The organism is Variovorax davisae, assembly GCF_030316845.1.
Taxonomy (GTDB): Bacteria; Pseudomonadota; Gammaproteobacteria; order Burkholderiales; family Burkholderiaceae_C; genus Variovorax; species Variovorax davisae.
This window is the reverse complement of record NZ_JASZYS010000005.1, coordinates 85376-101944: the sequence shown is the minus strand read 5'-3', so window position 1 is coordinate 101944 and position 16569 is coordinate 85376. Positions and strand designations below refer to the sequence as shown.

The 16569-nt window shown below is 70.1% G+C and carries 21 protein-coding genes; 9 read left to right on the top strand and 12 right to left on the bottom strand.

Going from position 1 to position 16569, the window contains the following annotated elements; all coding sequences use genetic code 11:
• The first annotated feature begins 4 nt into the window (after nt 1–4).
• On the top strand, nt 5–1141 hold the full coding sequence (locus QTI33_RS13225; protein WP_286506462.1) for a PilT/PilU family type 4a pilus ATPase: 1137 nt from the start codon (nt 5–7) through the stop codon (nt 1139–1141).
• Between the two features lie 26 nt (nt 1142–1167).
• Nucleotides 1168–2088 (top strand): NAD(P)-dependent oxidoreductase, encoded by a 921-nt coding sequence (locus QTI33_RS13220; RefSeq protein WP_286506461.1) that lies wholly within the window; start codon nt 1168–1170, stop codon nt 2086–2088.
• 10 nt (nt 2089–2098) lie between these two features.
• On the opposite strand, the gene QTI33_RS13215 is transcribed toward QTI33_RS13220, so the two are convergent.
• On the bottom strand, nt 2099–2881 hold the full coding sequence (locus tag QTI33_RS13215; protein ID WP_286506460.1) for a BON domain-containing protein: 783 nt from the start codon (nt 2879–2881) through the stop codon (nt 2099–2101).
• Nucleotides 2882–3079: 198 nt separating this feature from the next.
• Between QTI33_RS13215 and QTI33_RS13210 the strand changes: the two genes are divergently transcribed.
• Entirely contained in the window at nt 3080–4558 is a 1479-nt protein-coding gene (locus tag QTI33_RS13210) for a patatin-like phospholipase family protein (protein ID WP_286506459.1), read from the top strand.
• Nucleotides 4559–4576: 18 nt separating this feature from the next.
• Here QTI33_RS13210 and QTI33_RS13205 read toward each other — a convergent pair whose 3' ends face one another.
• Together QTI33_RS13205 and QTI33_RS13200 are read right to left on the bottom strand one after the other, a co-directional pair.
• A complete protein-coding gene (locus tag QTI33_RS13205; protein WP_286506458.1) occupies nt 4577–5206 on the bottom strand; it encodes an SIS domain-containing protein in 630 nt (209 codons plus the stop codon).
• A 65-nt stretch (nt 5207–5271) separates the two neighbouring features.
• Nucleotides 5272–5670, bottom strand: a complete 399-nt coding sequence (locus QTI33_RS13200) for a YraN family protein (protein ID WP_286506457.1) — start codon at nt 5668–5670, stop codon at nt 5272–5274.
• On the opposite strand from QTI33_RS13200, the gene rsmI reads away from it, so the two are divergent.
• The gene (rsmI, locus tag QTI33_RS13195; RefSeq protein ID WP_286506456.1) at nt 5670–6617 is read left to right on the top strand and encodes a 16S rRNA (cytidine(1402)-2'-O)-methyltransferase; all 948 of its coding nucleotides are present in this window, start codon (nt 5670–5672) and stop codon (nt 6615–6617) included. The genes QTI33_RS13200 and rsmI overlap by 1 nt on opposite strands.
• Nucleotides 6618–6647: 30 nt before the next feature.
• Here the strand turns inward: rsmI and QTI33_RS13190 are convergent, their stop codons facing one another.
• Nucleotides 6648–7376, bottom strand: coding sequence for a glutathione S-transferase (locus tag QTI33_RS13190; RefSeq protein ID WP_286506455.1), 729 nt, complete (start codon nt 7374–7376; stop codon nt 6648–6650).
• Nucleotides 7377–7615: 239 nt separating this feature from the next.
• Here QTI33_RS13190 and QTI33_RS13185 point away from each other — a divergent pair, with 239 nt between their 5' ends.
• On the top strand, nt 7616–8236 hold the full coding sequence (locus QTI33_RS13185) for an N-acetyltransferase (protein ID WP_286506454.1): 621 nt from the start codon (nt 7616–7618) through the stop codon (nt 8234–8236).
• A 31-nt stretch (nt 8237–8267) separates the two neighbouring features.
• On the opposite strand, the gene QTI33_RS13180 is transcribed toward QTI33_RS13185, so the two are convergent.
• Nucleotides 8268–8648, bottom strand: coding sequence for a hypothetical protein (locus tag QTI33_RS13180; RefSeq protein ID WP_286506452.1), 381 nt, complete (start codon nt 8646–8648; stop codon nt 8268–8270).
• Complete coding sequence (locus QTI33_RS13175) at nt 8645–9013, bottom strand: hypothetical protein (RefSeq protein WP_286506450.1); 369 nt, start codon at nt 9011–9013, stop codon at nt 8645–8647. Before QTI33_RS13175 ends, QTI33_RS13180 begins: the two co-directional genes overlap by 4 nt.
• Nucleotides 9014–9115: 102 nt before the next feature.
• Between QTI33_RS13175 and QTI33_RS13170 the strand changes: the two genes are divergently transcribed.
• From QTI33_RS13170 to QTI33_RS13155, 4 genes are all read left to right on the top strand, one after another.
• Nucleotides 9116–9448 carry a c-type cytochrome gene (locus tag QTI33_RS13170; protein ID WP_444814838.1) on the top strand — a complete coding sequence of 111 codons (333 nt, stop codon included), beginning with the start codon at nt 9116–9118 and terminating at the stop codon, nt 9446–9448.
• Between the two features lie 122 nt (nt 9449–9570).
• Entirely contained in the window at nt 9571–10443 is an 873-nt protein-coding gene (locus tag QTI33_RS13165) for a lipase family protein (protein WP_286506448.1), read from the top strand.
• Nucleotides 10444–10449: 6 nt separating this feature from the next.
• Nucleotides 10450–11925, top strand: coding sequence for an alkaline phosphatase D family protein (locus QTI33_RS13160; protein ID WP_286506446.1), 1476 nt, complete (start codon nt 10450–10452; stop codon nt 11923–11925).
• A gap of 22 nt (nt 11926–11947) precedes the next feature.
• A complete protein-coding gene (locus QTI33_RS13155; protein ID WP_286506445.1) occupies nt 11948–12775 on the top strand; it encodes a hypothetical protein in 828 nt (275 codons plus the stop codon).
• 3 nt (nt 12776–12778) lie between these two features.
• Here QTI33_RS13155 and QTI33_RS13150 read toward each other — a convergent pair whose 3' ends face one another.
• The 6 genes from QTI33_RS13150 to fdh3B form a co-directional block, all read right to left on the bottom strand.
• On the bottom strand, nt 12779–13345 hold the full coding sequence (locus tag QTI33_RS13150) for a cysteine dioxygenase family protein (RefSeq protein ID WP_286506444.1): 567 nt from the start codon (nt 13343–13345) through the stop codon (nt 12779–12781).
• 54 nt (nt 13346–13399) lie between these two features.
• Nucleotides 13400–14002: a hypothetical protein gene (locus QTI33_RS13145; protein ID WP_286506443.1), complete on the bottom strand. Its 603-nt coding sequence runs from the start codon at nt 14000–14002 to the stop codon at nt 13400–13402.
• A 96-nt stretch (nt 14003–14098) separates the two neighbouring features.
• Entirely contained in the window at nt 14099–14506 is a 408-nt protein-coding gene (locus tag QTI33_RS13140; protein WP_286506442.1) for a hypothetical protein, read from the bottom strand.
• Complete coding sequence (locus QTI33_RS13135) at nt 14503–15690, bottom strand: formate dehydrogenase subunit gamma (RefSeq protein WP_286506441.1); 1188 nt, start codon at nt 15688–15690, stop codon at nt 14503–14505. The genes QTI33_RS13140 and QTI33_RS13135 overlap by 4 nt, the downstream gene beginning before the upstream one ends.
• A 13-nt stretch (nt 15691–15703) precedes the next feature.
• Complete coding sequence (locus tag QTI33_RS13130; protein WP_286506439.1) at nt 15704–15952, bottom strand: LptM family lipoprotein; 249 nt, start codon at nt 15950–15952, stop codon at nt 15704–15706.
• The gene (gene fdh3B / locus QTI33_RS13125) at nt 15949–16569 is read right to left on the bottom strand and encodes a formate dehydrogenase FDH3 subunit beta (RefSeq protein WP_286506437.1); all 621 of its coding nucleotides are present in this window, start codon (nt 16567–16569) and stop codon (nt 15949–15951) included. The genes QTI33_RS13130 and fdh3B overlap by 4 nt, the downstream gene beginning before the upstream one ends.

Genomic DNA, 16569 nt, shown 5'->3' with positions numbered 1-16569 from the left:
CCTCATGGAACGCGATCAAGCCAGCCAGTTCATCAACGACCTGCTGAAGCTCATGGTGAGCCGCAACGGCAGCGACCTGTTCATCACGGCCGACTTCCCGCCCGCGATCAAGGTCGACGGCAAGGTCACCAAGGTGTCGGCCCAGGCGCTCGGCGCCCAGCACACGCTGGCGCTCACGCGCTCGGTCATGAACGACCGCCAGACGGCCGAGTTCGAGCGCACCAAGGAGTGCAACTTCGCGATCTCGCCGACCGGCATCGGCCGCTTCCGCGTCAACGCCTTCGTGCAGCAGGGCAAGGTCGGCATGGTGCTGCGGACCATCCCCGCCAAGCTGCCGACGATCGACGGCCTCGGCATGCCACAGGTGCTCAAGGACGTGGCGATGACCAAGCGCGGCCTGACCATCCTGGTCGGCGCCACCGGCTCGGGCAAGTCGACCACGCTGGCCGCGATGATCGACTGGCGCAACGAGAACTCCTACGGCCACATCGTGACGGTCGAAGACCCGGTCGAGTTCGTGCACCCGCACAAGAACTGCGTGGTGACGCAACGCGAGGTCGGCATCGACACCGACAGCTGGGAGGCGGCGCTCAAGAACACGCTGCGCCAGGCGCCCGACGTGATCCTGATGGGCGAGATCCGCGACCGCGAGACGATGGAGCACGCGGTGGCCTTCGCCGAGACCGGCCACCTCTGCATGGCCACCCTGCACGCCAACAGCGCCAACCAGGCGCTCGACCGGATCATCAACTTCTTCCCCGAGGAGCGCCGCGCCCAGCTGCTGATGGACCTGTCGCTGAACCTGCGCTCGCTGGTCTCGCAGCGGCTGATCCCGACCGAGGACGGCCACGGCCGCATCGCGGCGGTCGAGATCCTGCTGAACACGCCGCTGATCTCCGACATGATCTTCAAGGGCGAGGTCGGCGAGATCAAGGAGATCATGAAGAAGAGCCGCAACCTGGGCATGCAGACCTTCGACCAGGCGCTGTTCGACCTCTTCGAGGCCAACGCGATCGGCTTCGAGGACGCGATCCGCAACGCCGACTCGGCCAACGACCTGCGGCTGCAGATCAAGCTGAACAGCCAGCGCGCCCGCACCACCGACCTTTCGGCCGGCACCGAGCACTTCGCGATCGTCTAGGGCCGAGGGGCGCTAAGCTAGCGCCCATGAGCAGCCTCAACCCCAAAACCTACGACCCCGTCCCTTCGCAGAAGGTCGCCTTCCTCGGCCTCGGCGTGATGGGCTATCCCATGGCCGGCCACCTCGCGCTCGCCGGCCACCACGTCACGGTCTACAACCGCAGCGCGGCCAAGGCCCACGACTGGGAGACCGAATTCGCGCCCCAGGCTTCGGCGTCGGTGAGCCACTCGGCCACGCCGCGCGGTGCCGCGTCCAATGCCGACATCGTGTTCTGCTGCGTCGGCAACGACGACGACCTGCGCTCGGTGGTGCTGGGCGAGAACGGCGCCTTCGCGGGCATGGCCCCGGGTGCGGTGTTCGTCGACCACACGACCGCCTCGGCCGACGTGGCGCGCGAACTGTCGAAGGCGGCGCTCGAACGCGGCCTGCAGTTCATCGACGCCCCGGTCTCGGGCGGCCAGGCCGGCGCCCAGAACGGCGCGCTGACCGTGATGTGCGGCGGCGATGCCGCCACCTTCGACAAGGTCAAGCCCGTGACCGCCGCCTTCGCCCGCGCCGTCACGCTGCTGGGCGCCAGCGGCGCCGGCCAGCTGGCGAAGATGGTCAACCAGATCGCGATCGCGGGCCTGGTGCAAGGGCTGTCGGAAGCCATCGCCTTCGGCCAGCGCGCCGGCCTCGACATGAACGAGGTGCTGGCCGTGATCGGCAAGGGTGCGGCCCAGAGCTGGCAGATGGACAACCGCGGCAAGACCATGATCGAAGGCAAGTTCGACTACGGCTTCGCGGTCGACTGGATGCGCAAGGACCTGGGCCTGGTGCTCGACGAAGCCAAGCGCAATGGCGCCCGGCTGCCGGTCACGGCGCTGGTCGACCAGTTCTATGCCGACGTGCAGCAGGCCGGCGGCCGGCGCTGGGACACCTCGAGCCTGATCACGCGGCTGAAATAAGGGCTTCGCTTCAGCGCACCGGCGAAGTCGTCACGCCGCCGCCAGCCGGCGGCGTCGACGACGAAGGCACCGGGGCCAGTGGCTCCATCGGCGGCAGCGGCACGTTCGAACGCGAAGCCGGCGCGCTGCTGCCCGAAGCGCCGGTGCCGCCGGGCTGGGATTGCTGCTGTTGCTGTTGCTGCTGCTGCTGCAGCTCGGCCTCGCTGACGATCTCGACCACGCGCACCACCTTCGTCACGCCGGAGACGCCGCGCGCGATGTCGGTCGCGCGATCGGTCTCGCGGCGGGTCGCGATGCCCAGCAGGTAGACCGTGCCGCGCTCGGTCACGACCTTGAACGAGTTGGCGAAGATGTCCTTGGCATCGAGCAGCGAGGCCTTGACCTTGCCGGTGATGAAGGTGTCGTTGGAGCGTTCCTGGAAGGTGCTCGGCGGCCCGACCACCAGCTCGTTGACCACCGAACGGACATTGTCGACGCGCCGCACCACGTCCTCGACGCGGCGCTTGTCGGCCTCGCTGCCGACCGTGCCGGTCAGCAGCACCTGGCGGTTGAAGCTGGTGATGCTCACGTACATGTTGTCGTTGGCGATCTCGCGCACGCGGGCGGCGCCACGCAGCTCGATCGCCTGGTCGTCGACCTGCGCGCCCGAACTGCGCCGGTCGGTGGCCACCATGCCGACGCCGGCCGCTGCCGCCCCGCCCACCACCAGCGGCACGCAGGCAGTGAGGCCGGCGACCAGTACGGCGCCTGCGGTCAAAGCCATCGCGATGCGTTGAGTGGATGTGGTCTTCATGGGTGGTGGCCTTCCAGTGCGTTGTGTCCGCGGCGAGTTTAGCCCAGGGTATTGCGCCCTCCGTTACCGGCTGTCATGGCCGAGCGTCCCATCGGCAGGTCGCGCCTCTTGCCTACAATTCGCCGCGGTGGATGGCGCATATGTTGCATGGTCCGCATCCGGCATTCGAATTCGACCCGCTCGAGCAAGGAAGGCATCGTGATTCAATCCATCGCGCAATCAGCATCCCTGCGTCGGATGGCGACCGCCGTGGCCGCCCTGCTGCTGGCCGGGTGCAATGCGCTGGCCCCCGTCAACCCGCCGATCGCCAAGGTCGACTTCGACAGCGGCTACCGGGTCAGCCAGTTGCTGAAGCGCCAGCACGAGGGCGTCACCAACGACCCGCACACCCTGTTCATGCTGACCTTCTCGGGCGGCGGCACGCGGGCGGCGGCCTTCTCGTACGGCGTGCTCGAGGAACTGCGGCGCACCGATGTCGTGGTGCAGGGCGTGCAGCGCAATCTGCTCGCCGAGGTGGATGCCATCTCGGGCGTCTCGGGCGGCAGCTTCACCGCCCTGGCCTACGCGCTCTACGGCGACCGGCTGTTCACCGAGTACGAGCCGCGCTTCCTGAAGCGCGACGTGCAGGGCACGCTGACCTGGCGCGCACTCAATCCGCTCAACTGGTTCAGCCTCGGCAGCGGCCTGTATGGACGCTCCGAACTGGCGGCCGACTACTACGACGAGATCCTGTTCAACGGCGCCACCTTCGCCGACCTGCTCAAGCTGCCGACGCCGGTGACCGCGGTCACCGGCACCGACCTCTCGACCGGCGCCCGCTTCCAGTTCTCGCAGGAGCAGTTCGACCTGATCTGCTCCGACCTCGGCACGGTGCGGCTGGCGCGGGCGGCCGCGACCTCTTCGGCGGTGCCCGCGGTGCTGTCGCCGGTCACCTACTACAACTACGGCGGCCAATGCGGCGCCACCATGCCGCCCTGGGTGCGCGACGTCACCCGGGCCGACTCGCCCGCGCGCCCCGCCGGGCGCGCCCTGCTGCGCTTGCGCGACATCAAGAACTTCGAGGACAGCAAGAACCGGCCCTACCTGCACGTGGTCGACGGCGGCGTCTCCGACAACCTGGGGCTGCGCGGCCTGCTCGAGGCCCTCGAGGAGCTCGAGGCCAGCCCGTCCTTCCAGCGCCAGGCGGGCTTCGACGAGATCCGTCGCATCGTGGTCGTGGTGGTCAATTCGCGCTCGGCGCCGGCCACCGACTGGGACCGCAAGGCGCGCGCACCCGGCATCGTCGCGCAGCTGCTGCAGTCGTCGAGCGTGCCGATCGACCACTTCTCCTACGAGTCGGTCGAGCTGCTGAAGGACATCGCCCAGCGCTGGGCCGACAAGCGCGACCTGAAGGTGGCCGAGCTGCGGCTGTCCGGCAAGTCGCGCGCGCAGGCCGAGGCCGCGGTGCCGACGCTGAGCTTCGATGCCATCGACGTCAGCTTCGACGCCATCGAGGACCCCGAGGAGCAGCGCTACTTCATGAACCTGCCGACCAGCTTCGTGCTGTCGGCCGAAGAGGTCGACCGGCTGCGCGCCCTGGGCGGCAGGCTGCTGCGCGAGTCACCGACCTATCGCGAGCTGATGGACCGCCTCAGCGACCCCAAGGCGGCCGCCAAGGCCGGGGCGCAGCCACAGTAGCGCAGCGGCCGGGCGCGCTCAGGGCGACGAAGAGTCGCTGTCCTGGTCGCCGAGCAACTGCGCATCGACGCCGTCGCACAGGCAGTGCAGCACCAGCAGGTGGATCTCGTGGATGCGCGCCGCACGCTCGTGCGGCACGCAGACCTGGACGTCGGTCTCGCGCAGCGCCCGGCCCACGGCACCCCCGGTGCCGCTGCCCGAAGGCGCGGCATTGCCGAGCAGGGCCACCACCGTCATGTCGCGCGCATGCGCGGCCTCGACCGCCGCCAGCACGGCGGCGGACTGGCCGCTGACGCTCAGCACCAGCAGCACGTCGCCGGCCTGGCCCAGGGCGCGCACCTGGCGCGCGAAGCGGTCGGCGCCCAGCGATTCGGCCGTGTCCGCGGCGGGGTCGGTGGCATCGCCGGGCAGCGCGATCGCGGCCAGCTCGGGGCGGTCGCGCTCGAAGCGGCCGACGAACTGGGCCGCGAACTGCGCCGCCAGGAAGCCGGACACGCCAGCCCCGCAGGCGAGGATCTTGCCGCCGCTGGTGACGCAGGCCAGCAGGGCCTGCATGGCTTGGGAGATCGGTTTGCCGAGCAGTGGCCCGGCCTGGTATTTGAGGTCCGCACTGTCGATGAAGTGCTGCTGAATCCGTTGCTCTAGCATTTGGCCCGGATGATAACTGCGGGTTTGCACCCCACGACTGAAACAAAACGTGAGCTGCCGCCGGCTCAGCCGGCATCGAACGCGGCCTGGATCCACTCGACGCGTTCTTCGACCAGCACGACATCGAAGCGGCAGGGCGGCAGCGTGCGCAGGCGGCTGATGTAGTGTCGGGCCGCGAAGACGATGCGACGCTGCTTCACGCCCGTGATGCTGCCGCCGGCGCCGCCGTGCGTGGCGCTGGCGCGCCCGCGGACCTCGACGAACACCAGCGTGCCGTCGCCCGGGTCGCGCATGATCAGGTCGATCTCGCCGCCGCCGCGGCCGGGGGTTCGATAATTGCGCGCGACCAGCCCGAGGCCGGCCGCCTGCAGGTGTTCGAGTGCGGCGTCTTCGGCCGCGTCGCCGCGCTGCTTGGTCGTCGGCAGCGATGTCCGCCCCGCCGCCTTGTTCTGGAGATAAGCCATTGACTTCCATCGCTCCCGCTTCGTTCGGCGCCGCCCTGCTCGCCGCGCGCGATGCCGCGGGCTCGCAGCATTATCCGCAGGCGACCCTGTACGTGGTCGCGACGCCGATCGGCAACCTCGCGGACATCACGCTGCGCGCCCTGCACGTGCTGCAGCTGGTCGATGCGGTCGCCTGCGAGGACACGCGCCACACGCAGAGCCTGCTGCGGGCCTATGGCATCGACCGCCCGGGCGCGCAGCTGCTGGCGCTGCACCAGCACAACGAGAGCGAGGCCGCGCAGGCGGTGATCGCGCGGCTGGCCGCGGGCGAGCGCATCGCCTACGTCAGCGACGCCGGCACGCCCGGCGTCAGCGACCCGGGCGCGCGACTGGTGGCCGCGGCCCGTGACGCCGGCCATCGCGTGCTGCCCCTGCCGGGCGCCAGCAGCGTGACCACGCTGGTCGGCGCAGCCGGGCTGGTCGCTGCCGGCGATGCGGGGAGTGCCTTCGTGTTCGGCGGCTTCCTGCCGAGCAAGGCGGGCGAGCGCGATGCCGCGGTGCTGCTGCTGGCCGACGAGCCCCGCAGCGTCGTGCTGCTCGAGGCGCCGCACCGCATCGAGGCCCTGGCCGGCGCGCTGGCCCGCCTCGGCGAGCGCAAGGTCACGGTCGGGCGCGAGCTCACCAAGCAGTTCGAGGAGATCGCGACCGTCGCCGCCGCCGCCCTGCCCGCCTGGTTCGCCGCCAGCCGCGACCGCACGCGCGGCGAGTTCGCGCTGGTGCTGCATCCGAAGCCCGCGGCGGTCGACGACGGCATCGAGGGCGAACGCGTGCTGCGCCTGCTGCTGGCCGAACTGCCCGTGAAGACGGCGGTGCGCATCGCGGCCGAGATCAGCGGCGCACCGCGCAATGCGCTCTACGAAGCCGCGCTGCGCCTGCGCAAGGCAGGGGACGCGGCCATCGAGCCGTGACGCGCGCAGGCCGCCCGGCGGCGCCTGCGCTCAGCCGTCGAGCTCGGGATAGGCGCGGAAGATCCCATCCTCGTTGAAGGCGATCCGGCGCGGGCTCTGCAGATAGTCGTGCACCCGCTGCCGGCGACCGACGTTGGCATGCAGCTTCGCGACCGCCGGCGTGTCGGCCAGCGCCCGCGCAGCGGCCTTGGGGAAGGCATAGCGCAGCCCCGCGACCAGCTGGAACAGCGAGAGGTCGGCGTAGGTCAGGACATCGCCGACCAGGTGCCGGTCGCCGGAGGGATTGCGCCTCAGCACCGTCTCGAACCAGTTCAGAAATTTCGGAATGCGCTCCTCGCGAAAGGCGGTGGCGCGCGCCAGCGCGGCTTCGCGCTGGTCTTCGTAGTAGCGCCCGGTCGACAGCGGATGGTGGGTGTCGTGCGCCTCGGCCACGCAGTCGGCGATGGTCAGCTGCAGCTGGTGCGTCCAGAGCCCGTCGGCCTCGCCCACGCCCGCGAGCCCGAGGCGCGGACCGAGGTACAGCAGGATCGCGGCGGTCTGGCCGACCACGACGTCGCCATCGACCAGGAAGGGCGGCGCGAACGCCGGCCGGGGGTTGTCCGGATCTTCGAGCCGGCGCCCGAGATTCGATTCGCCGCCGCCGCGGGCCGGCGGCTCGCGCGCCACGTCGACATAGGCGGCGCCCGCGGCCTCGAGCGCCAGGCGGACGAATTCGCCGCGGCCCTGGATCGTGGGCCAGTAGTGAAGCTGATAGGCCAAGCGTCCTCCGCATGAAGGGGGTGGAACTCGAAGGATACGGGAGTCGCGCGCGTCCCCCTGCCGCTACACTGCCGCCCATGCGTCCATCGACCGTGATCCGCCCGCCAGCCGCAGATTCCTAGGCCCGGCAGTCCGCTTCTTCCCTTTTCAGCGCACCTTCTCGACCGCCGGGCATCCAAGCCGCGCATCAGCGACCGTCTCCCCCGGAAGGCGGTCCGCGTTCGAATGGAGAAGCTCCCGTGATCCTCACGCTGCCCATCGGCCTGCCCCCCTGGCTGTCACGCCTGGCGGAACTGCGCATCGACGTCCACCATGGCCCGAAGCGCCTCGACGGCGAGATCAGTTCGATCTACGACCGCATCCAGACACCCGGCGACCGGCTGCACGGCATGCCGCGCATCGCGCTGGGCGACCCCGAACTCGTGGTCCGCCATCGCGAGGCCGACGGCGAGTTCTATGTCTATGTCGAAGACATCCGCCGCCGGCAGCTGGCCGGCTACACCGTCTTCAACCGGCTGATCGAAGTGCACCGCCGGGCCGATCGCTACGTGCGCGCCCCGCATTCCAAGTACGACCCGCAATACCAGCGGCGCGGGCTGGCCACGGCGATCTACCGCTGGGGGCTGGACGCGGGCCTGTGCCTGCTCACCGGCGCCCGCCAGTCGCCCGCCGCCCACGCGCTGTGGCACAAGCTCGCCGCGAACTACCCGCTCGGCTACGTCGACCTGCGCGACAAGACCTTGACCTGCCTCGGCAGCGAAGTCTCTCCCCAGGTGCTGGGCGAGCTGCACACGCGCATGCTGCTGCTGGGCCGAGGCTGGACGCTCGGCAAGTTCATGGCGGCCACCGGCATGCGCTGAGCCGCACGGCGCGGCCGGCGCCTGCCGCCCCTCAGTTGCGAACGATCGCGTAGGCCGCCACCCCCGCCACCACGCCGGTGCGGCGCGCCCGGTCGCGCGCGCGCATCTCGTCGTCCCAGCGGCGGCGGTCGCACTCCCAGGTGTTGCCGGTGATCCAGAGGCAGTCGGCGTGGCGCTGGTCGGCGCGCTGGCGCTCCGCCGAACCCGCGACCCCGCCCGCCAGCACGCCCGTCACCACGCCGGCGCGCTGGGCGTCGCGGCGGTTGTGCCAGTCGTTGTTCCAGTGGTTGTTGTTCCAGCCGCTGTTCCAGTGGTGCGGCGGCGGGCGGTGGCGCGAAGTGTGGCGCTGCGCATCGGCCGCGCCTGCCGCCACCAGCAGCGCGGCGGCGACCAGCGCCTGCAGCGTCTTCATGGCTTCTGCACCAGGTCGACGATGCGCGTCGTGGCCGGGTTGGCGGCGGCCGCGCATTCCTTGCCGAGGCGGGTGACCTGGGTGCTGATCCAGTCGCGGGTCAGCTTGCCGACCGCCGGGCCGTTGCGCCCGGTGAGATAGCCGTGCAGCCAGACCATGCCGCTGCCGAGGTAGTCCTGCGCCTCGACGGCGCGCCGCCGCTGGGCCTCGGTGGCGCTCTGGCCGGGCAGCACCTGCGACGCGGCGGCATTGAAGTCGGCGCACGACAGGGCGGACGCATCGTCCGGCTCCCGCGGCGCCTGCGCCAGCGCGGCCTGCCCCGCGACGAAGATGCCGATCGCTGCCAAAGCCTTGAGTCGATGCATGTCTGCTGCTCCTTGGGCGGCTGCCGCCTTCGCGAACATCCTAGGAAGTTCGGCCGTGCGCGTCCACCACTTCGACTTGGCCGAGAATCCGGACCGATGCGCGTGACGACGATTCGAATCCTGGCGGCCCTGATCGGCGGGCTGGTGCTCGCCGGCCGCAGCGCCGCGGCGCCGGCCGATCAGGGCCTGGCGCTGGCCCGGGACAATGGCTGCATGGCCTGCCATGGCATGGTCCACAAGCAGGTCGGCCCCGGCTTCGCCCAAGTGGCGGCGCGCTACCGCGACGACCCGGCCGCGCCGGCGCGGCTGGCCGGCAGGATCCGCAGCGGCAGCGTGGGCACCTGGGGCCGCGTCATCATGCCGCGCCAGTCCCGGGTCGACGAGGCCCAGTCGAAGCTGCTCGCCGACTGGGTGCTGTCGCAGCCAGCGCCCTGAAGAAAATCGACCCTCCCGCGCCTCCCACTTATTGAGGAGGAACCGAAGCCCCGGGCCCGTGCGCGCTTGCCGGCCGCAATCGGTCCATCACACAATGCCAGCCACACCATGGAGGCGAAGCGATGAGTAGCGGGGCCGATGCGAAGGTATCCATCGAATACGACGCATCCCCCGATGCACTGTTCCATCCAGAGAAGCGGCCCACGTCGTTCGTCGGGCGCCCGGATGTCACATTGCCCGGACTGGCGGTCGAAGCAGCGCGCCTGGCCTACCTGCATGCCGAGTCGGATCCGGCCGAATCGCGCAGGCTGGCGGACGCGCTGCGCCTGGCGGGTTTTGCGCAACCCGCCCATTTCGTCGACCGCGCCACCGGGGCCTATGGGTACGCGTCGCTGCGCGCCCGGGATGGCCTGGCGATGATCGCCTTTCGCGGCACCCAGCCCGACGATCCGAAGGACCTGATGGCCGACCTGGCCTTGCTGCCGACGCCCTGGGCCGGGGGCCGCGTGCATTCGGGATTCGGCCGGGCGGCCGAGTCGCTGGAGACGCAGGTGCTGCAATGGCTCTCGAACGGCGCCCCGCAGCGCAGGCGGCTGCTGCTTTGCGGCCACAGCCTGGGAGCCGCCCTGGCGACGATATTCGCCGGGCTGGTCGAGCCCACCGACGTCGTCACGATCGGTTCGCCGCGCGTCGGCGACATCGACTTCATCGATTCGCTGCCGGCGCGCGCCATGACCCGCATCGTCAACTGCGCCGACGTCGTGCCGACCCTGCCGCCCGGCATCACCTCCTACCACCATGTCGGCAGGCTGCTCTACATCGACAAGGACGGCGTGCTGCACGACAACCCGGAAACCCCGTTCGTGCTCAAGGACCGGCTCACGGGACAGGCCGCGCACGCCGCGCGCGTGCTTGCGCAGCCGCGCCCGGATGCCCTCCCGGCCCGGGCCCTGACCGACCACGCGCCGGTCAACTACCTGCGCGCCTTCTTCTGACCCGCCATGCTCGCCGCCTACGCCCAGGCCGCCCCGTCCGACACCCTTCAGCTGTGGATCGGCATCTTCGGCAGCCCGGCGCCGGCGCAGCCGTCGATCGCGATCAAGGCGCTCCCGAACCCGGACATCGCGGTGATCGACCCGGTGCGGCCGATTCGCGACGGCATGACCGACGCCCGGGGCAATGACCTCAACCATCGGACCATCGTCCGGATCACGGGATTGACGCCGGGCCAGCCCTACAGCCTGGTGGTCAGCCTGGCCGGCGAGACGCCCGTGCCGCTCGAGCTCAAGACCCTGCCGCAGCAGTTGCCACAGAAGCTCGACGGCTGGTTCAACATCCTGCTGTGCTCCTGCTATTCGCAGCCCGAGGATGCGGCAGGCCGGCTCGGCAAGGTGGTGCAGAACAAGATGGCGCGCCCCGACCTGACGCTGATGCTGGGCGACCAGATCTACGGCGACCTGCCGCTGACCGAAGACCTGCCCGGCGACCCGGTCGGCATCGCGCGCAAGCTGGGCACGAAGTACCTGCGCAACTGGGCATCGCGCGACCTCGAATCGGGCGGGCTGGCCGCGGTGCTGGCGCGGGCGCCGGTGCTCTGCGTCGCGGATGATCACGAGTACTGGAACAACTACCCGTTTTCGCAGGCCCAATTGCCGCTGACCTACACCGACGACGGGCGGCGGGCATGGACCCGGGCGGCGCGCGAACTCTACGAGGACTACCAGCTGGCCACGGCGGCCGGCTCGGCGCAGCGCCTGACCATCGGCGCGCTCGAGATCCTCAGCGTCGACATGCGCAGCGACCGGGACGACGACTGCCAGACGCTGATGAATCCCGCCACCGCGCTCGAACTGAAGGCCTGGGCCGATGCGCTGAAGGCCGCCCGCGCGCTCGGCAAGCCGAGCTTCGGGCTGCTGAGCTCGGGGCAGGCCCTGTTCGTCAAGCCGAAGCCGCCCGCGATGCGCAAGATCACGGATGCCGAGATGGGCAACTACCGGCAGTTCGACGAGCTGGTCGTTCCCCTGCTCGAAGAACTCGCCGAGGCCGGCATCCCCGTGCTGTACGTCACGGGGGACGTGCACTGGGGACGCATCTCCCAGGCCGTCAACCGGCAAAACGGCCAGCCGATGATCTTCGAGGTCATCTGTTCGCCTTCGCGCCTCATCCGCAGCCCGGGGGATTCCTTGAAGGAACTGAAGGCCGGCGCGGCCGGACTGTTCGGCCAGCGTCCGTCGTGGCCGCGGCATTCGGATGCGCAGCCGGTCCCGGACAAGCTGGGCAACAGCACCCGCTTCCAGTTGATGTGCAACCTGCAGACCCGGCAGGGCTACGGGCGCCAGGGCGACCAGGTGGCCATGCTGTCGCTGTGCAATGCGGGTGGCGGCATCGACTTCAAGGTGACGTACTACGCGGTGGCGGACGACGGCGCCCCCGACAGTCCGCACGTCAGCCGCGACTACCCGCTGCGCAACCTCTAGCGAAACGCCAAGGAGAAGCCCCATGGTCTACACCACCCGCTCGAGCGCCGCCAAGCCGAACCCGGACTTCACGGCGTTCGCGCGACAGCCCGGCGAGGGCAACCTGGCCTGGGGAGAGCGTGCGGCCGTGGACATCGGCCAGGTCGACCCCGACGAATGCACCTACCTCGTGCTGCTGGGCGGCGCCGACACCCTGGCCTTCAGGGTGCGCGTGGCGCAGGCGCACCTGCGGCCCGACATGCTGCCGTCGCTGTGGTCGCATTCGCTGCTGGTGAAGCTGCGCGGCCCCTCCCTGCGCAACGCGCAGGCGATCTCGGTGCCCCTGGTCCAGCCGGGCGGCCCGGCCTACCCGCCGTACGAGAACGGGGTCGTCGAAACCCGGCTGACGGACTTCGACGACCCCGAGCGCTTTCCGAACATCGCCATTGCCGCGCTGCCCATCCCCCAGAGCCGCATCCTCCAGCGGGTCGACGTGTTCCGCAGCGCGCGGTCCTCGCTCGACGGCCTCGAGCACGTGCTGCGCTGGCTGGCGTTCTCGTGGGGCGTGGCCCGCACCGGCAATCCCCTGCACGAGAACTACGGCCTGCCGTCGGCCTGCATGCTGGAGATCGTCTGTGCCGCCGAGGACTTCGAGCTCACGCCCGGCCTGGAGTCGCGGGTGTCATGCCCCGAGGCGATCTGGGCATCGCTGCGCCACTGGCACGAGTACTACGAGAAGACCGGCGACAGGAAGGTGCCCTACGGCAGGTACTCGGCCGATCACTGGTACCCGATCCTCGAGCCCCGGGACCGGCATCCGCCAGCGCCCCCCCAAGGGCCGCGGCGCCGGGCGAAGAAGCCGCCCCGCTGAGCCTCAGCTTTCGTTGTGCGCGACCTGCACGCGGCGGCGGGTGCGCGCCGCGACGTCGTAGATGTTGAAGTCCTTCATCGTGCGCCCGTACAGGTGCAGGCTGACGGCCCGCGCGCGCTCGGCGGGAACGCCCGTGACGTGGATGTGGTCGGGGTTCGGCACGAAACTCGTCACCGCGCCGCGCGTGAGCAGCTGGAGGCCGCCGCGCGCCAGGTCGATGTCTTCATCGCCGCCCTCTGGCGAGACCCGCAGGTAGCTGCGCTCCTCGAGCACGCCTTCGACGATGCCGACCACGCCCCAGCTGCCGTGGTCATGCACCGGCGTCCATTGGCCGGGGCGCCAGACCAGGGCGTAGAGAGACAAGCCGTGGTCGGGGTCGTCGCGGATCAGGTTGCGCGTGTAGCCCTGCGGGTCGCTGCGGTAGTGCTGCGGCGCCAGGAAGCTCGCGGCTTCCTCGACCAGGTCCAGCATCAGCGGCGCCAGCGCGAGCACGCGATCGGCGGCGAGCGAATGGGCGCGCGTGCAGGCCGCGGCTTCGGCGATGAAGCGATCGAGGGCGGGCGAGGTCATGGGCGGATTATCGGGCGCACGAGAACGCGGCCCGGAGACCTCCGCGCCGCAGGCTCACTTCGACGCTGCCGGCGTCACCCGCAGCGCCACGGATTCCGTGATGTTGGCCACCACCTGGTCGCCCACCTTCACGTCTTGCAGGGCCTTCGGATCGCGCACGTGGACATCGACCAGCTGGCCGCTGGCGCCCCGCAGCGTGACGATGTTCTTCTTGCGATTGATCGAGAAGACGTTGGCCACGAGCGTGGTGCGGTTGACGGCGACGCCGCCCGGCCGCGCGCCCTTCTCGGCCACCGCGGCCGCATCGGTCTCGACCCGCTGGCGAATGCCGTCGCCGCCCTTCACCAGCGCCACGGCGACGCCGATGCGGTAGCTCAGGCGGACCCGGTCGCCGACCTTGACCTGCTCGAGATTGCGCACCGCCGGGTCGACCCGCAGGTCGTTGATGTTGCCCCTCGGACCCTTGATCGAGACGATGCGGTTGGCGACATCCACGGCGGTGATCTCGCCGGTGACGGAGAGCACCGCCGAGCCGCCCCGGGCGTCCTCGACCTCGATGCTCCTGCGGGGAGCCTCGGTCTGCGCGCTGGCGACGCCGGCGCAAAGAGTCAGCGCGGCGCACGCCGCGAGCAATGCCTGTCTTTGGAGGGTGTTCATGTTGGACCTGCGTTGTTGGAGGAAGCCGAAGCGACCATACGCGGGCCGAGGCCGGCTGTCACTTGCACTTAAGTGCAGTGCGGGCCGTGGCGTGCCTCACTTCTTGGGTGCGGGATTGGTCTCGGCCGAGGTCTGGTTGGAGCTCGGCGGCGAAGCGGCGGTGGTCGCCGGCGAATGGGCGCCCGAGGCTTCGATCGGCTTCACCTCCTCGGTCGGCGGCGCGAAGGCGAAGGGGCCCGGGTCGGTGCACGGCGGCGTCGGCGTGGCCGCCGGCACGGGCTTGCCGGCGGCAACCAGGCCTTCACGGACATGGTCCGCGACCCGGGTCTGCGCCTGGCAGAGTTGGAAGCTGTCGACCTTGGCGCTCCAGGCGGTCCTGGCCGCCGTCTCGGCCGCCTTGGCCTTGGCTTCGGGCGTGGCAGGCGGTGCGGGCAGCTTGGCCAACGCAGAGGATGCGAATACCAAGGCCAGCAAGAGGCCGCAAAGTTTCAGCGCGTTGTTCATGAGGGGCTTCCTTCGACGCGGACGTTCGGGACCGGCGCCTGGGCGCTGCGCTGCGCCGGGATCTTGCCGGCCGCGATGTCGTCGTACCAGAGCGGATGATGTTCCTTGGCCCAGGTCTCGTCGACCGAGCCCTCGCGCATGGCGGCATAGGCGCCCTTCATGCCCAGGGTGCCGATGTAGATGTGGCCCATGATCAGCGCCATCATGCACAGCGTCGCGACGGCGTGGATCATGTGGGCGATCTGCATCTCGCCGCGCGTGTAGACGAAGCCCGGCAGCAGCTTGTCGAGGAACAGCCCCGAGCCGATGACCAGGCTGCCGAGAAACAGCACGCCACCCCAGAACACCAGTTTCTCGCCGGCATTGAATCGATGCGAAGGCGGCTCCTTGCCGCCGAACAGGCCGCCCCCGTGCCTGAGCCAGGTCAGGTCGTCCTTGCTGGGCCAGTTGCTGCGCATGAAGGTGAAGATCATGAAGATGGTCGTCACCACGAACAGCGGACCCACGAAGTTGTGCACGGTCTTGAGCACGTAGGCCAGGTAGCCGAACAACGCGCCGCCCAGCACCGGCAGCAGGAAGAACTTGCCGAAGGCCATCACGAGGCCCGAAATGGCCAGCACCACGAAGGCGCCCGCATTCGACCAGTGCGTGGCCCGCTCGAAAGGCGTGAAGCGCTCGATCTTGCGGCCGGTCTCGCGGCCGTGCAGCCCGATCGTTCCGCGGGTGACATAGAAGATCGCCAGGGCGAGCAGGGTCACGAACAGCAGCGCGGCGCCGTAGGGAATGATCCAGTTGTTGCGCACCTGGCGCCAGGCTTCGCCGGCATTGGTGTAGTGCGAGCCCGGATACTGGACGAAGCGCTGGATCAGGTTGCCGGCCTCCGGCGCTTCGCTGGCCGGCAGGCTGCTGAAGCCGGTCACGCCGCCGCTCACCTGGCGCCACATCGGCGCGTTGTTGCCCGGCTGGACCCGCTGGCGCTCGCCGTTGGTCTGGTTGAGGTAGTTGGCGTCGGCGCTGGCTTCGGGCTTGACGTCGAAGATGTTCTGGCTGCGGATGCCGCCCGCGGCCGGCGCGGGTGCAGCGGCGGCCGGTGCGGTGGCGGCCGACGGGTCGGGCGTCTGGGCATGGGCCATGCTGCAACCCAGCACAGCGGCCATCGCCAGGATTTGAAGCGCTTGTCTCATGCAGCCTCCGGCTTCAGTTGATCCGGTTGTATTCGTTCTGGTTCTGGGCGCGCGTCTTGAGGTGCTGCTCCCAGGACGACCGGTCGCCGATCTGCCAGCCGCCGGCGGTGAACGCCGTTCCCGTGTCGGGCTTGGTGCCGGTGCCGGTCCACGGGGCGGCATCCAGGCGCACGCCGTGGGCATTGGTCTGCGGCTTCTCGCCGCAAGCCGCCAGCAGCACCAGGGCCGAGACCAGCGCGACCGTGCCGAGTGCGCGCCTCATTTCGTGACCCCGTTGGTCGGCGTGCCGGCCGTCTGCGAGCCGTAGGCGGTGCCCCAGCCCCACACTTCGGCGCCCTTGCCGCGATGGACCACGCGGGTGCGGAAGATGTCGGCGACGACGTCGCCATCGCCCGCCAGCAGGGCCTTGGTCGAGCACATCTCGGCGCAGGCCGGCAGCTTGCCTTCGGCCAGGCGGTTGCGGCCGTACTTCTCGAACTCCGCCTGGGAGCCGTTTTCTTCCGGGCCGCCGGCGCAGAAGGTGCACTTGTCCATCTTGCCGCGGGCGCCGAAGGTGCCTTGCGACGGAAACTGCGGCGCGCCGAACGGACAGGCGTAGGAGCAGTAGCCGCAGCCGATGCAGACGTCCTTGTCGTGCAGCACCACGCCTTCTTCGGTGCGGTAGAAGCACTGGACCGGGCAGACCGCCATGCAGGGCGCATCGGAACAATGCATGCAGGCCACCGAGATGGAGCGCTCGCCGGGCACGCCGTCGTTGAGCGTCACCACGCGGCGGCGGTTCACGCCCCACGGCACCTCGTTCTCGTTCTTGCAGGCCGTGACGCAGCCGTTGCACTCGATGCAGCGTTCGGAATCGCAGACGAACTTCATTCTTGCCAT

Excerpts from the sequence above, each read along its gene's own strand:
- QTI33_RS13135 (WP_286506441.1), bottom strand. The coding sequence starts at position 15,690 with ATGAGACAAGCGCTTCAAATCCTGGCGATGGCCGCTGTGCTGGGTTGC.
- QTI33_RS13205 (WP_286506458.1), bottom strand. The coding sequence starts at position 5,206 with ATGCTAGAGCAACGGATTCAGCAGCACTTCATCGACAGTGCGGACCTC.
- QTI33_RS13220 (WP_286506461.1), top strand. The coding sequence starts at position 1,168 with ATGAGCAGCCTCAACCCCAAAACCTACGACCCCGTCCCTTCGCAGAAG.
- QTI33_RS13155 (WP_286506445.1), top strand. The coding sequence starts at position 11,948 with ATGGTCTACACCACCCGCTCGAGCGCCGCCAAGCCGAACCCGGACTTC.
- QTI33_RS13140 (WP_286506442.1), bottom strand. The coding sequence starts at position 14,506 with ATGAACAACGCGCTGAAACTTTGCGGCCTCTTGCTGGCCTTGGTATTC.
- QTI33_RS13130 (WP_286506439.1), bottom strand. The coding sequence starts at position 15,952 with ATGAGGCGCGCACTCGGCACGGTCGCGCTGGTCTCGGCCCTGGTGCTG.
- QTI33_RS13215 (WP_286506460.1), bottom strand. The coding sequence starts at position 2,881 with ATGAAGACCACATCCACTCAACGCATCGCGATGGCTTTGACCGCAGGC.
- QTI33_RS13175 (WP_286506450.1), bottom strand. The coding sequence starts at position 9,013 with ATGCATCGACTCAAGGCTTTGGCAGCGATCGGCATCTTCGTCGCGGGG.
- QTI33_RS13225 (WP_286506462.1), top strand. The coding sequence starts at position 5 with ATGGAACGCGATCAAGCCAGCCAGTTCATCAACGACCTGCTGAAGCTC.
- QTI33_RS13160 (WP_286506446.1), top strand. The coding sequence starts at position 10,450 with ATGCTCGCCGCCTACGCCCAGGCCGCCCCGTCCGACACCCTTCAGCTG.
- QTI33_RS13150 (WP_286506444.1), bottom strand. The coding sequence starts at position 13,345 with ATGACCTCGCCCGCCCTCGATCGCTTCATCGCCGAAGCCGCGGCCTGC.
- QTI33_RS13165 (WP_286506448.1), top strand. The coding sequence starts at position 9,571 with ATGAGTAGCGGGGCCGATGCGAAGGTATCCATCGAATACGACGCATCC.
- fdh3B (WP_286506437.1), bottom strand. The coding sequence starts at position 16,569 with ATGGCAAGAATGAAGTTCGTCTGCGATTCCGAACGCTGCATCGAGTGC.
- QTI33_RS13200 (WP_286506457.1), bottom strand. The coding sequence starts at position 5,670 with ATGGCTTATCTCCAGAACAAGGCGGCGGGGCGGACATCGCTGCCGACG.
- QTI33_RS13145 (WP_286506443.1), bottom strand. The coding sequence starts at position 14,002 with ATGAACACCCTCCAAAGACAGGCATTGCTCGCGGCGTGCGCCGCGCTG.
- QTI33_RS13180 (WP_286506452.1), bottom strand. The coding sequence starts at position 8,648 with ATGAAGACGCTGCAGGCGCTGGTCGCCGCCGCGCTGCTGGTGGCGGCA.